The 14836-nt window shown below is 39.3% G+C and carries 15 protein-coding genes; 1 reads left to right on the top strand and 14 read right to left on the bottom strand.

Annotated features, from left to right (window positions below):
• Positions 1–584: 584 nt before the first annotated feature.
• The gene (gene xerS / locus ADJ60_RS08670) at positions 585–1655 is read left to right on the top strand and encodes a tyrosine recombinase XerS (protein ID WP_049544598.1); all 1071 of its coding nucleotides are present in this window, start codon (positions 585–587) and stop codon (positions 1653–1655) included.
• A gap of 72 nt (positions 1656–1727) precedes the next feature.
• On the opposite strand, the gene ADJ60_RS08665 is transcribed toward xerS, so the two are convergent.
• The 14 genes from ADJ60_RS08665 to ADJ60_RS08600 all read right to left on the bottom strand — a co-directional run bounded on the left by ADJ60_RS08665 (position 1728) and on the right by ADJ60_RS08600 (position 14280).
• Complete coding sequence (locus ADJ60_RS08665) at positions 1728–2717, bottom strand: lipoate--protein ligase (RefSeq protein ID WP_049544597.1); 990 nt, start codon at positions 2715–2717, stop codon at positions 1728–1730.
• 59 nt (positions 2718–2776) lie between these two features.
• Positions 2777–4480, bottom strand: coding sequence for a dihydrolipoyl dehydrogenase (lpdA, locus tag ADJ60_RS08660; protein ID WP_049544596.1), 1704 nt, complete (start codon positions 4478–4480; stop codon positions 2777–2779).
• A 45-nt stretch (positions 4481–4525) separates the two neighbouring features.
• On the bottom strand, positions 4526–5569 hold the full coding sequence (locus ADJ60_RS08655; RefSeq protein WP_049544595.1) for a dihydrolipoamide acetyltransferase: 1044 nt from the start codon (positions 5567–5569) through the stop codon (positions 4526–4528).
• 322 nt (positions 5570–5891) lie between these two features.
• Positions 5892–6884: an alpha-ketoacid dehydrogenase subunit beta gene (locus ADJ60_RS08650; protein WP_049544594.1), complete on the bottom strand. Its 993-nt coding sequence runs from the start codon at positions 6882–6884 to the stop codon at positions 5892–5894.
• Between the two features lie 15 nt (positions 6885–6899).
• Complete coding sequence (locus tag ADJ60_RS08645; protein WP_049544593.1) at positions 6900–7868, bottom strand: thiamine pyrophosphate-dependent dehydrogenase E1 component subunit alpha; 969 nt, start codon at positions 7866–7868, stop codon at positions 6900–6902.
• Between the two features lie 153 nt (positions 7869–8021).
• Entirely contained in the window at positions 8022–9383 is a 1362-nt protein-coding gene (gene pdrM, locus ADJ60_RS08640) for a sodium-coupled multidrug efflux MATE transporter PdrM (protein ID WP_049491424.1), read from the bottom strand.
• 40 nt (positions 9384–9423) lie between these two features.
• Positions 9424–10692 (bottom strand): dihydroorotase, encoded by a 1269-nt coding sequence (locus ADJ60_RS08635; protein WP_049544592.1) that lies wholly within the window; start codon positions 10690–10692, stop codon positions 9424–9426.
• A gap of 12 nt (positions 10693–10704) precedes the next feature.
• Entirely contained in the window at positions 10705–11169 is a 465-nt protein-coding gene (locus ADJ60_RS08630; RefSeq protein WP_049544591.1) for an NUDIX hydrolase, read from the bottom strand.
• Positions 11170–11178: 9 nt separating this feature from the next.
• Positions 11179–11832, bottom strand: a complete 654-nt coding sequence (locus tag ADJ60_RS08625) for a uracil-DNA glycosylase (RefSeq protein WP_049544590.1) — start codon at positions 11830–11832, stop codon at positions 11179–11181.
• Positions 11833–11893: 61 nt separating this feature from the next.
• The gene (locus ADJ60_RS08620) at positions 11894–12586 is read right to left on the bottom strand and encodes a YjjG family noncanonical pyrimidine nucleotidase (RefSeq protein WP_049544589.1); all 693 of its coding nucleotides are present in this window, start codon (positions 12584–12586) and stop codon (positions 11894–11896) included.
• Between the two features lie 124 nt (positions 12587–12710).
• Positions 12711–12929: a hypothetical protein gene (locus ADJ60_RS11790; RefSeq protein WP_049544636.1), complete on the bottom strand. Its 219-nt coding sequence runs from the start codon at positions 12927–12929 to the stop codon at positions 12711–12713.
• 48 nt (positions 12930–12977) lie between these two features.
• Positions 12978–13190 (bottom strand): hypothetical protein, encoded by a 213-nt coding sequence (locus ADJ60_RS11785; RefSeq protein WP_049544588.1) that lies wholly within the window; start codon positions 13188–13190, stop codon positions 12978–12980.
• 30 nt (positions 13191–13220) lie between these two features.
• The gene (locus ADJ60_RS08605) at positions 13221–13412 is read right to left on the bottom strand and encodes a hypothetical protein (RefSeq protein ID WP_049544587.1); all 192 of its coding nucleotides are present in this window, start codon (positions 13410–13412) and stop codon (positions 13221–13223) included.
• 136 nt (positions 13413–13548) lie between these two features.
• Positions 13549–14280, bottom strand: a complete 732-nt coding sequence (locus ADJ60_RS08600) for a hypothetical protein (protein WP_049544586.1) — start codon at positions 14278–14280, stop codon at positions 13549–13551.
• Positions 14281–14836: the final 556 nt, after the last annotated feature.

Raw genomic sequence — 14836 nt, 5'->3', positions numbered from 1 at the left:
TCAAGTCAGAAGTTTAGTGGGTGAGTTCTTTAATTATTTTCTTCATTCTGTTGACTATTCCATTTTTCACTTTAATAATGTACATTTTAGACAATTTTAAACAAAAAAAATTAAAACTGGAAATTTTTGTACTTTTCCTTAGACAGTGGATAAACCTTTGATGCGACTGAGTTTAAGACGTAATGTACACTCTTTGAAAAATGTACTTTATAATTGAAATGTACTTTATTTTAAGGCAAGATAAAGTACATTTTTTGATTCAGTAGCTTAGATGCGTAATGTACAAAATCAGCCCCTTTTAAACCCCTTGCAAGCCTAAAAACATTGATTTAATAAGGTTTTGAATTTCACTTTTGTTACAGTGTACATTTGAAAAAATTCCAGTTTTTACTTTGATAAGGTACATTTTAGGCAATTTTGAACGAAAAAAATTTTTAGTTATGTTTTGGTTATTAAAACTTTTATAAAAAAGTTGGACTACTGTTTTAAGTTTCTTGCTACATCTTTCCGAAAAACTATAATTTTCTTGAAAAATAAATAAGTCTATGCTATACTACTAGTAGACTTATTTATGGAGAAAATACATGAAACGTGAGATTTTACTGGAACGAATCGACAAACTAAAACAAATCATGCCCTGGTATGTTCTGGAATACTACCAATCTAAGCTTGCTGTTCCTTACAGTTTTACAACCTTGTACGAATACCTCAAGGAATATGATCGATTTTTCAGCTGGGTTTTAGAGTCTGGTATCTCAAACGTCGATAAAATATCTGATATTCCTTTACCTGTCTTGGAAAATATGTCTAAGAAAGACATGGAATCTTTTATCCTTTATCTTCGAGAACGTCCTTTGCTGAATGCTAATACAACCAAGCAAGGAGTTTCTCAGACAACTATCAACCGAACCTTGTCAGCTCTTTCCAGTCTTTATAAGTATCTAACCGAGGAAGTCGAAAACGACCAGGGGGAACCTTATTTCTATCGTAATGTAATGAAGAAAGTTTCGACAAAGAAAAAGAAAGAAACGCTTGCTGCAAGAGCTGAAAACATCAAGCAAAAACTCTTTTTAGGTGATGAAACAGAAGGTTTTCTAGCTTATATTGACCAAGAGTACCCACAACAACTTTCAAATCGCGCTCTCTCATCATTCAACAAAAATAAAGAACGTGATTTGTCCATTATTGCCCTTCTCTTGGCGTCTGGTGTCCGCTTATCTGAAGCTGTTAATCTGGATCTAAGAGATCTCAATCTAAAAATGATGGTTATCGATGTCACTAGAAAAGGGGGCAAACGTGACTCTGTCAATGTCGCTGCCTTTGCCAAACCTTATCTAGAAAATTATCTGGCCATTCGAAATCAACGCTATAAAACGGAAAAGACAGACACAGCGCTCTTTCTGACCTTATACCGAGGTGTCCCGAATCGTATCGATGCTTCTAGCGTTGAAAAAATGGTTGCTAAGTACTCTGAGGACTTCAAAGTCCGTGTAACACCTCATAAACTACGACATACTCTAGCAACTAGGCTCTATGATGCCACTAAATCTCAAGTTTTGGTCAGTCACCAGTTAGGACATGCCAGCACACAAGTCACTGACCTCTATACCCATATCGTTAATGATGAACAAAAGAATGCTCTAGATAGTTTATAAAATACATAAATTAAATTATGTAATATATGATTTTAAAAAAGAAGCTGGTCCTACAACCAACTTCTTTTTGGTTTATCCAACTACCGCTTCAGCGATTTCTTCACGGCTAATACCAGCGAAGTAGCGTGTGATATCAATGGTTTCTAGCGCCTTAAGAACATCTTCGCGTTCGTATTTCACTCCACGAAGAACATCTTCTACTGCAGCAACGTCTTCAATACCAAAGAAGTCACCATAAATCTTGATGTCTTGGATTTTTGATTCAGTAACGTTAGCAAAGACTTCCACCTTACCACTAGTGAATTTTGTTCCACGACGGACGTTAAATTCAGGTGATTTACCGTAGTTCCAGTCCCAAGTACCAAACTTAGTATCTTTGATACAGTTAATTTCAGCTAATTCTTCATCAGAAAAAACGTATTCAGTCATCTCTGGGTACTCTTTTTTCATGTATTCCAAGAGTAAATCACGGAATTCTTCGACTGTGATTTTTTCTGGTAGTTCATTGACAATATTGGTGACACGAGCACGAACAGATTTCACCCCTTTTGATTCAAATTTATCCTTTGAAACCTTGAGGGCATTTGCTAGGACTGACAAATCAACGTCAAAGAGCAAGCAACCGTGGTGCATGATACGGCCATTGATATAGGCTTGGGCATTGCCACAGAACTTCTTACCATCAATCTCTAAGTCATTACGACCTGTGAACTCAGCTTTAACCCCAAGTTGAGCCAGGGTATTGATAACCGGAGTTGAGAAGCTCTTGAAGTCAAAAGCCTTGTTTTCATCTTCTTTTGAGATAATCGTGTAGTTGAGGTTATTTAAATCGTGGTAAACAGCTCCACCACCGCTGATACGGCGGACCACCTCAATACCATTTTCTCGAACATAATCACGGTTGATTTCTTCGATGGTATTCTGGTGACGACCAACAATGATAGATGGCTTGTTAATCCAAAGTAGGAAGATTTGATCCTCATCCAAAAGGTGTTTAAAGGCGTATTCTTCCAAGGCAATATTAAAGGCAGTGTCGTTTGAATGATTGATAATGTATTTCATGATATCCCTTTATACGATAGAGACTGGAAAGATATTTTCCAGTCTATTCTATCTTCGTTTTATTTTTTCTTAGGTGAATGGATAGCCATTCCTAAAACATCCGCAAATGCTTCGTACATCACTTCAGAGTAGGTTGGGTGTCCGTGGATAGTCTTCAGCATTTCTTCAACAGTGATTTCCATTTCGATAATGCTAGATGCCTCATTGATCAATTCTGCAGCTGCAGGACCGATGATATGAACACCAAGGATTTCCCCGTATTTCTTATCTGCGATGACTTTAACGAAACCTTGAGCTGCATCTGAGGCAATGGCACGACCGTTAGCAGCAAAGTTGAACTTACCGATGGCAACATCATATTTCTCACGGGCTTGTTCTTCTGTCAAACCTACTGCTGCTACTTCAGGAAGAGTGTAGATAGCTGCAGGAGTCAAATTCAATTTGGCAACAGCATGATTTCCTTTAAGGGCATTTTCAGCGGCAACTTCACCCATACGGAAAGCTGCGTGAGCCAACATCTTAGTACCATTAATATCACCTGGTGCGTAGATACCTGGAATAGAAGTTTCCATGTATTCGTTGACCTTGATGCGACCACGATCCAATTCAAACTCAACATCGCCAATACCTTCAAGGTCTGGCACACGACCGATTGAAAGAAGAGCTTTATTTGCGATGATATCGTCTTTTCCTTCAACCTTGATACGAAGTTGACCATTTTCCTCGATGATTTCTTGCAGTTTAGTACCAGTCAAGATGGTCATTCCTTTACGTTCAAGGATCAAGCGAAGGTTCTTAGAAACTTCCGCATCCATAGCTGGAACTATACGGTCCATCATTTCGATAACAGTCACTTTTGAACCAAATGTCATGAAGGCCTGACCAAGTTCGATACCGACAACACCACCACCGATGATAACAAGACTCTCTGGAACTTCGTTCATTTCAAGAATGTCGTCACTAGTCATCACAAGTGGAGATTCCATACCAGGGATGTTAATCTTGCTGACTTTTGAACCACCAGCAAGGATGATTTTCTTGGTTTCAAGTAACTCAGAACCATTTACCAAGACGTTCTTGTCTTTAGTGATGGTACCAATTCCCTTATGAACAGAAACTCCATAGCTACGAAGAAGACCTGCAACTCCTCCAACCAAAGTATTGACAACCTTAGACTTGGTTTCAAGGAGTTTGTCCATATTTACAGTGAAGTTTGGATTTTCGATTACGATACCACGGTTTGCGGCATGACCGATGTTTTCGATAATTTCAGCGTTGTGAAGATAGGTCTTAGTTGGGATACATCCACGGTTCAAGCAGGTTCCACCAAGTTCAGATTTCTCAACAAGGGCAACCTTACCACCGAGTTGGGCAGCTTTAATGGCTGCAACATAACCAGCAGGACCTCCACCAATCACAACGATATCAAAAGCATCATCGCTCTTACCATCATCGTTTGAGGCACTTGCTGCAGGTACTGGGCTAGCTTCTGGTGCTGCGGATCCAGCTGTTGGGATATTTTCCCCTTCTTCTCCGAGGTAACCGATAACTTCCGTTACAGGAACTGTTTCACCGTCCCCTTTAAGGATAGCAATCAAGTACCCATCTTCTTCGGCTTCCAATTCCATACTGACTTTATCAGTCATGATTTCCAAAAGGATTTCTCCTTCTTTTACAAATTCTCCGACTTTTTTATTCCATTGGACGATTTGTCCTTCTGTCATATCCACGCCGGCTTTTGGCATAATTACTTCTAAGGCCATGTCTTCCTTCCTTTATCTATATCTTAAAAATGAATACTCTTGTTCTTAAATCAACATTGAGATTGGATTTTCAATCAATTCTTTCAAGTCCTTCATAAACTTAGCACCGGCCATACCATCTACAACACGGTGGTCAATGGTTAATCCTAGGCTCATGATAGGGCGAATCACAATCTCACCATTGACGACAACTGGCTTCTCAATTGTCGAACTCACACCAAGGATAGCTGAGTTTGGTTGGTTAATGATAGGACCAAAGGACTGAACACCAAACATTCCCAAGTTACTGATTGTGAAGGTTGAATTTTGCAGTTCGCTTGGAGCCAATTTACCATCTAAGGTACGTCCAATGACGTCTTTGAAGGCTACGACCAACTCTGACAAGCTTAGTTTTTCAGCATTGTAAACAACTGGTGTCATCAACCCATTATCCATACCAACTGCCATCGCAAGATTGACGTAATTATGAGTGATAATGGTCTTGCCATCTTCTGTCAATGAAGCGTTGATGTATGGGTGTTTCATAAGAGTCTTAACAACCGCAAGCGAAAGAAGGTCTGTTACAGTAGTCTTCTTCCCAGTTGCTTCCATGATTGGCTCCAGAACCTTCTTACGAAGAGCTAACATTTCAGTCATATCAACTTCATAGTTGAGGGTGAAGGTTGGAGCAGTTAGGTAAGATTCAACCATACGTTGGGCAATAACCTTACGCATTGGTGTCATCGGGATACGCTCAATTTCACCATAAGGAGTGATAGTATCTGGAACTTCTTCCACTTTTTCAATCTGGGCAGGAGACTTGATGGTATCGTTTTCGATATTTTCAGGAAGCAAGGCTAAAACGTCCTTCTTCATGATTTTACCACGATGACCCGTTCCTTGGATTTCCTGCCAAGCAATATTATGTTCGAGGGCAATTCGTTTTGCAAGTGGCGAAATGCGAACCACGTTTGTGTCTTTATAAGTTTCCACGTCTTCTTTGTGGACACGACCGTTTGCACCTGAGCCAGAAACGTCGTAAAGGTTGATCCCTAAATCATCCGCTAACTTTCTAGCCGCAGGAGTCGCTCTTAGCTTGTCATCAGCCATGACCTCTCCAATTCTATACTAAGATATTAAGGACGAAGAGGGCAATGAAAAAATAGGAGATTGACGATGTGTTCGATGAACACAAGGAAATCTATCTTTTTTTCGAAGACCTCCGTCCGAATTCAATTAAATGATACTAAGGGCGTTAAAAGCGACTGAAAAATAGGAAATCGACGATGGATTCGATGAAGCCAAGGAGATTTATCTTTTTTCCGAGCTTTTAGCCCGTGTTCAACTCTACAAGCAACTTGGATACAACACGCATCTCAAGTTACTAAAGTTAAAAACAACCGTTATTTTACATAACTTATCTTATGTAATTCTATTCTTTATTATATGTTTTACGAATGGCATCTTTAATGCTTTCAACTGTTGGAATCATTGCATTTTCTAGGTTTTGCGCGTAAGGCATTGGCACATCTTCTCCTGCGCAACGGCGGATTGGTGCATCTAGATAGTCAAATGCTTCTGACTCTGAAATAATAGCTGAAATCTCGCCGATATAGCCGCTTGTTTTGTGAGCATCGTTGACCAGAACAACCTTACCAGTCTTCTTAACAGAATTGATGATAATATCCTTATCAAGCGGTACCAATGTACGTGGGTCAACGACTTCTACAGAGATGCCTTCTTCTGCCAATTCTTCAGCAGCTTGAACCACACGACGAAGCATTTTACCATAAGTAACAACTGTTACATCTGTACCTTCGCGTTTGATTTCCCCAACTCCTAGTGGGATTGTGTAGTCTGGATCAACTGGTACTTCCCCTTTTTGGTTAAATTCTGACTTGTACTCAAGAATGATAACAGGGTTATTATCACGGATAGAAGACTTAAGTAATCCTTTCATGTCCGCAGGTGTACCTGGCGCTACAACCTTAAGTCCTGGAATGTGAGTAAACCAAGACTCTAGAGATTGCGAGTGCTGGGCTGCAGAACCCACTCCATTACCAGCAGCGCATCGAACAGTCATTGGAACCTGACCTTTACCACCAAACATATAACGTGTTTTAGCGGCTTGGTTGACAATATTGTCCATGGCAATAACCGAGAAGTCCATAAAGGTCATATCGACGATTGGGCGAAGTCCTGTCATGGCTGCTCCTGCTGCAGCTCCAGAGATGGCAGCTTCAGAAATCGGACAATCACGAACACGTTCTGGACCAAATTCTTCAAGCATTCCGACAGAAGTACCGAAGTCTCCTCCGAAGACACCAACATCTTCTCCCATCAAGAATACATTTTCATCGCGACGCATTTCCTCAGACATAGCAAGGATAATGGTGTCACGGAAGGACATTGTTTTTGTTTCCATTTTATCTCTTTCTCCTTAGTCTGCGTAAATATCTTCAAATGCTGATTCAAGCGGTGGGAATGGACTTTCCTCTGCAAATTTAACAGAAGCTTCTACTGCTTCCTTTACTTGCGCTTGGATTTCTTCCAATTCTTCGGCACTTGCAATAGTGTTTTCAATGAGGTACTTGCGGAGGTTTTCGATTGGATCTTTTTGTTTCCACAATTCCACTTCTTCACGTGTACGATATTTACCTGGGTCAGATGATGAGTGACCAAGCCAGCGATAAGTTACACTTTCAATCAAGACTGGACCATTGCCACCACGAACATGGTCTACAGCTTTCTTAAATCCTTCGTAGACGTCGATGACATTGTTTCCATCTTCGATGAACATTCCAGGAATTCCATAAGCGGCGCTACGTTGATGGATATGTTCTACATTGGTCATTTTCTTGATATCCGCAGAGATACCGTAACCGTTGTTAATGCAATAGAAAATGACTGGCAGGTTCCAGATAGAAGCCATGTTCACTGCTTCGTGGAAAACACCTTCGTTAGTCGCACCATCTCCAAAGAAGCAGACAACGATTTTTCCAGTATGTTGCATTTGCTGACTGAGGGCTGCACCAACAGCGATTCCCATACCACCACCTACGATACCATTGGCACCTAGGTTACCAGCATCAAGGTCGGCGATATGCATAGATCCACCTTTACCTTTACAGGTTCCAGTGTATTTACCAAGGATTTCAGCCATCATTCCGTTGAGGTCAATCCCTTTGGCAATAGCTTGTCCGTGACCACGGTGGTTTGATGTGATCAAATCATCTGGATTGAGAGCCAACATAGCACCCACGTTAGCTGCCTCTTCTCCAACAGAAAAGTGCGTCATTCCTGGCACTTTCCCTTTCTTTACTAATTGTGCAATTTTTAAGTCCATACGACGGATTTCTTCCATCTTACGGAACATCTCTAGCAAAAGATTTTTATCTAAAGTTAACATCTTCTTGCCTTTCTAAGTTTCTTCTTACCTTACTATTTTACCGTTTTTGGCAAATACTGTCAAAGTTTTTCTAAAGAAAATTTCACAAAATAAAAAAGAAAACCCCATGAAAACAAGGGATTTACTTATAAAGAATATTTTTTCACAAACTTTTTAGCGTTTAGATTTTTCTACAGATTCAAATCTCTTCATAATCACAGTTAAACGCCAACGGTAGAGAACCCCACTCACAATTAGACTAATAATCAAGCCGATCCAGTAAGAATAAGCTCCAAAATCTGTTAGGGAATCAAATAGCATAGCCACTGGGATTGCTACGCCCCAATAGCCAACCAAACCAAGGTAAAAAGGAATCACTGTATCCTTATACCCCCGCAAAATTCCCTGAAGGGGGGCCGCAAAGGTATCTGCTAACTGGAAGAAAAGGCTGTAAGTCAAAAAACGCGCTGTCAAATCGATAAATTCTGAGTCGTTCCCATAAAGACTGGCCACATTTCCCCTAAAAATGTAAAGAAAAGATAAGGTGAAGGCCGCAAAAATGAGGGCAGTCCATCTTCCTAGACCAATATAGGTTTTCGCATCATCAAATCGCTTGGCTCCAACTTCATAGGAAACGACAATAGCCATAGCCGATGAGATACTCATAGGGAAAGCATACATGAGAGATGAAAAATTCATAGCTGACTGGTGACTAGCGATAATCAAGGACGAAAACTTAGCCATAATCAAGCCAACCACGGAAAAGATAGCCACTTCCGCAAAGACAGTTCCCCCAATAGGCAGACCTAAGCGAACTCCTTCCTTAATTTTATCCATATTAAGTGGAATTCGTTTCTCAAGATGTAAGGCTTTGAGCTTCTCCTGTTTAAATAAAACCAGAACAGAAATTCCAAGCAAAACCCAATAAGCCAAGGAAGTACCTAAACCAGAGCCCGCACCCCCTAATTCTGGAACACCAAAGGCCCCGTAAATCAAGAGATAGTTAAATCCGCTATTGAGAGGAAGTAACAAAAGCATGAGGTACATGGACAGTTTGGTCAAGCCCAGCGAATCCAGCAAGGAACGAATAACACTAAAAAGCAATAAAGGGATAATCCCGATAGATAAAAACCAGAGATAGCGAACCGCTACTGCCGCCACCGACGCTTCTAGTCCGATATGATTCAAGATTGGTGGCGCCAAGAAAAGCACCATCCCCAGCAAGACCACGGATAGGCCCAAGGCCAGATAGATGAACTGGTAAAAATCAGACGCAACCTCTTCCTTTTTGCCTCGCCCAAGATGGTGACCAATGATGGGCACCAAGGCTGACACAATACCTGTTAGAAAGGTAAAGAAAGGATTCCAAATACTGGTTGCCATAGACACACCAGCCAACTCCATGGTATTGTATTGGCCAGTCATAGTCGTATCAACAAAGGATGCAGAATAATTGGCAAATTGATAAATCAGGATAGGGAAAAATATCTTTAAAAATAAGATAAATTTGTCTTTAAAATGATGGGTTTGGTACATATAGGCTCTCTATTTTTTTGTTTACAGAGCAGACTCCCACCTAGTTTTGATAGACAATTTGTCCCTTACAGATGGTATATTTAACCTGCCCTTTTAAGGTTTCACCGATGAATGGTGAGTTGGCTGCTTTCGAAGCAAAATGGGAGTCCACAAGGCGGTCAGCCTTAGCATCAAAAATAGTGATATCTGCTGGACCATTCTCAGCCAAGTAACCTGCTTCAAAGTTATAAAGTTTGGCTGGGTTATATGACATTTTTTCAAGTAATTCCATCAAGCTCAACTCCCCAGCTTCCACCAAATAAGTTAAACCGAGAGAAAGAGATGTTTCCAAACCAGTCATACCAGATGGCGCTTTGGTAATATCCTCAACGTTTTTCTCATCTGCATGGTGAGGTGCGTGGTCAGTCGCGATAACTGTGATGACGCCTGATTTGAGACCTTCGATAACGGCACGACGGTCTGATTCCAAACGAAGTGGCGGATTCATCTTGGCATTGCTACCATGTGTCAAAAGAAGTGCTTCGGTCTTAGAAAAATGCTGTGGCGCTACTTCTGCTGTGACTTGCGCACCTAGCCCCTGAGCAAACTCCACTACTTTAACACTTTCTTCCTTAGACAAATGCTGAATATGAACATGAGCCTTAGTTGCATAGGCAATCATGACATCCCGCGCCATCATAGCATACTCAGCTACCCCAGTCGCACCGCAGATATGGAAATGTTTTTTAGCAATGTTTTCATTAAACCCAAGAATCCCATTCAAACCTGGATCTTCCTCATGAAGACTGATAAAGGTCTTGAGCTTTTTGGCTTCTTCCATGGCTTCCTTGACCACTTTACTGCTTTCAAGCGGAATACCGTCATCAGAAAAACCAACAGCACCCGCTTCTAAAAGCGACTTAAAATCAGTCAAGTCTTGGCCATTAAAGTTCTTAGTAATGGTCGCAACCGTCTTGACATTGATTTTTTCCTTGGCAGCTGACTGTAGAACTTCTTGCAAGGTCTCTACGTCTGAAATGGTTGGACTAGTATTAGCCATCATGACAACAGTTGTAAAACCACCTGCAGCGGCTGCTAGGGCACCAGTATGGATATCCTCCTTGTGGGTCTGACCAGGTTCACGGAAATGAACATGAATATCTACCAAGCCTGGAGCAACTACTAGACCAGTAGCATCAAGCACATCTGTTCCTTCTTCCTTGATTTCCGGAGCAATTTTTACAATTTTCCCATCTTGAACTAAGACATCACACACTTGATCCAAGCCAGACTTAGGATCCATTACACGACCGTTTTTGATTACTAGCATCTGCTTTCTCCTTTATTCATAAAAATCAACTTGAGTATCCAATAATTTATCCCCATCATAAACAAACTTGGCTGAAAAGAAGGGTTTGTCCTCTAAAAGCCATTCAACAAAGGTGTGATCACCTTCCCAAGTAGGCTTGCTCAAAACTTCATCATAAGGAACCCATTCAAGCGTCCCCTCATTGCAGTCAATCAAGTCACCCTCAAACTCCGTTACTTTAAAAACATAGGTATACCAGTCTAAATCTGGCGTGAATTCAGGAAAAGTGATAATGCCTTTTAGAACTGGCTTAGCTTTAAGCCCTGTTTCTTCAAGGATTTCACGCACTGCACATTCCTGTGGAGTCTCACCACGCTCTAGCTTACCACCCACACCAATCCATTTGCCTTTATGAACATCATTGGGCTTCTTATTACGGTGGAGCATGAGTAGTTCTTTACCGTTATCAATGTAGCAAATCGTCGCTAACTGAGGCATATTTTCTCCTTATCTAAGCCAATCGATTGGCTCTTGTCCTGTCTCTTCTAAGAATGCATTGGCCTTGGAAAAAGGCTTGGAACCCCAAAATCCTCTATAAACTGACAAAGGACTAGGATGGGCTGATTCGATAATCAAGTGATGAGGATTGGTAACTAAGGCCTTCTTCTTACGTGCATAAGCTCCCCAGAGTACAAAAACGACTGGTCTATCTAGATGATTGACCACCTGAATCACAGCATCCGTAAAAGGCTCCCATATCTGACCAGCATGACCATTGGCCTGTCCAGCAGGAACTGTCAAACAAGCATTAAGAAGCAAGACTCCTTGCTCAGCCCAAGCTGTCAAATCATGAGATTTCTTAACCCCGATATCATCTGACAATTCTTTCAAGATATTTTGCAAGGATGGTGGAGCTGGGATAGAGTCCGGTACAGAAAAACTCAAGCCCTGCGCTTGACCTGGCCCGTGATAGGGATCCTGTCCCAGAATCACCACCTTAACGTTTTCTAGGGGTGTGGTCAAGAGAGCCTGAAAAACCTTTTCCTTGGGTGGATAAACAGTCCCCTGACCATAAACCTGCTCCATAAACTGATTGATTTTCCCAAAATAACCCTCAGGTAATTGTGCCTTAATCAAAGCATGCCAAGACGAGTGTTCCATAGCCAACTCCTTCGTTTTTACTGCCTCTATTATAGCAAAAAGTGGCTATGGAAACCACTTTTTACAGTTTATCTAAACAATCCAGCAAGTCTTGGTAAGAATGGACTTCGTAAGTCGGTTGGGCTTGTGTGTGATTTTCGAGGTGATGAGGGTTGTACCAGATAGTGTCAATCCCCGCATTATTACCACCTTGAATGTCGGCAGTTAGGGAATCTCCAATCATCAGCGTCTTTTCTTTGCTAAAACCTACAATCTGCTGCCCCATTTTTTCATAAAAGAGGGCATCAGGCTTTTGTGTTTGCAACTGTTCAGAGATAAAGACTTGATTGAAATAAGGTGCTAGACCAGATTGAGCTAAACGCCCTGTCTGAATGGCAGTTATTCCATTTGTCGCAGCATACAAGTCATAATCACGCTCGATGAGGCTATCTAAAAGTTCATGAGCACCTGAAAAAGTTTGCCCCTGTTGGGCGAGGTAAAATTGGTAACGCTGGGCTAGAAAACTACCGTCTTTTTCCTCTCCAAAATGAGCAAATAAACAAGAAAAGCGCGTGTTAACCAGCTCTTGTTTACTGATTTTCTTTTGCTCCAAGTCCTTCCAGAGAGCCTTGTTCATAGGAACATAATAGTCTTTATAAGCCTGAATATCTGCAACTCCTTCTTCTTTTAGAAGTTGCGTTAAAGCCACATCCTCAGCAGCATCAAAATCAAGCAAGGTGTGGTCGAGGTCGAAGAGTAGAAATTTGTAGGACAATTTGGTGTTTTCCTTTCTAAGATAAACAACTTTCACTTCAGCCAGCTGTTTAATGTAAAAACTTAAAAGTGGTATAGTATCACAAAGAATAATCGTTCCAATTGATTAACTAATCCATACTATTCTAGTCAAGTTTATTTTTATTATAGAAAAATCTTCTATAAATTCGAGCAATAGTTAAAATACCTACAAATATGACTCCCAAAATAGATAATACTATTTTCAAAAAACTCATTTCAGAGCCTATTACATAGATATGAAAAAGAGGGGCTAGTCCTACACATAGAGACAATAGATAACTACTAAATCTTATCTCACCAATTCCTGCAAAAAAATGTTTCATTTTAAATATCCCAATTTTACCTTTCATCTTTATAATCCACTAACAAATCTATTGACTTCTCATTTTTTTGAATAATCTTGACAGCAAATTTACTCCACTTAATGCCACTAAAACTTCAATGGGCAAAAAATAGTAATCCCATATCAAATGAGAAATCAGCAATGTTAGAAATAGTATACAGTCAATATAACTATTCTGAAAATACTCTGTAATTACATAATACAGATATACCACAACCATCAAAATTAAAACAACCATCATAATACTATTATCCTGTCCTTCTCACTAACGCTATTTCCAAAATTTAATTTTTTTATGACTTAGTAACGCAATTCCAATTAGTAATACACCTAATATAAATAAAAGTATTTCCCAAAATTTATTCTCAGTTTTAATAAGAGGAATAAGATACATGCTGACTAATATGGAACTTGCTCCTATAATAGCAAATATTATTCTGGCTTTATCACTTAGTTGAAACATGTTGGGTCTCCCATAAAATAAGCAATTGCTATGTTTACTGTAACATTTATCCCAAAAGAAAGAACTTCGTTTTTATCTCTTCGTCAACTAGATAAGATATCTTTTCTCTACCTGATTTGAAAGAAAAGTATTTATCTCACTTCTTATTTTTAAATAACTCATACTCTTTTTCTCTGATAAAGGGAAGTGAGAAATTAGAAAAAATTAGTAGAATTGAAAACAGATATTCGTCTTTTTGTATCACTAAAACATAGCCTAAAAATAAAAAGACAATCAAATCTAGTACAAAAAGAGAAAATATCCTCCTTTTCATTACCTCACTTGTCTTAAAGATTCTGTTTAATAGAATCTTTATCGTAGTATCTACACAAATTTTTATCAAAAATATAAGAGCCAATACACGATTATCAACTGTACCATGAAGAATAAATGGAAATATAGTTAATATAAAACTAGAAATCTCTAAATATTTTATCCAAGGAGATTGAGACATCTTACTTTTAAACTGACTGATTTTCCTATACTCGCTAGCTAATCTAGTATCAAAATCTCTACCAATTTTATTAAAGATTAAGAACTCCAGGACAAAAATACTGATTAATACGATATAAGTAGAAACCTTTCCTGGGAAAAATTTATTGATTAAAATTGGAAAACTCATTAACAGAATCGAGTTTATAGCCAAACAAATGGATACTATTTTATTCTTCACAGAATATATAGGTAACGATACTATTGAGTAGAGAAATGCTAAAAAAATAAGCAAGAAATACTCTGTGCTGCTAATTAGCGGCGCCCTTAATGATAAAAATAGATAGGCACCCCACACGATGATATGCGCTTTACGAATTGACTCTAGATTACTCATCTACCTACTCCTAATATGTAAAGAGAATCCATTTTTAGCTCACATTCTCTTTACAACAAGTCATAAACGTTTCATGATATTTCCTTCTTTTACATTAGGTAAAGTTGAAATACATTTTTTGCAAGTGAAAATATAATTGTTATTAAAAATCCCAAAAAGATCTATCCTTCTTCTAGACCTAAACCAAGTCAGATTAAAGATACAAATATAATGATAAGGCTTTCTTTTACTTTAGACTACCATAAAACAAGGAATCTTTCAACAAAATTCATTGGTAAAACACTATCCTATACAATTGACAGCCCAAATCTTTCAGAATAGAACAATCCTGACTATCGAACACCCTAACTTCATAAATATCTATGTAATTCTAGACCTAGAATTCCTATAAACTAAATGTTTTCGTACTATTCTAAGCCATTGATTGCCTTAAATGTTAATTTTTGAGCAATTCTAAAGCTAGAATAGTCCCATCACAATCAGTTTTGAATTATTATACTCAATGAAAATCAAAGAGCAAACTAGGAAACTAGCCGCAGGCTGTACTTGAGTACGG

The sequence above is a fragment of the Streptococcus pseudopneumoniae genome (assembly GCF_001076775.1).
In the GTDB taxonomy this organism is placed as follows: domain Bacteria; phylum Bacillota; class Bacilli; order Lactobacillales; family Streptococcaceae; genus Streptococcus; species Streptococcus pseudopneumoniae_G.
The sequence above is the reverse complement of the archived record's forward strand: the minus strand, read 5'-3'. Positions and strand labels throughout refer to the sequence as shown.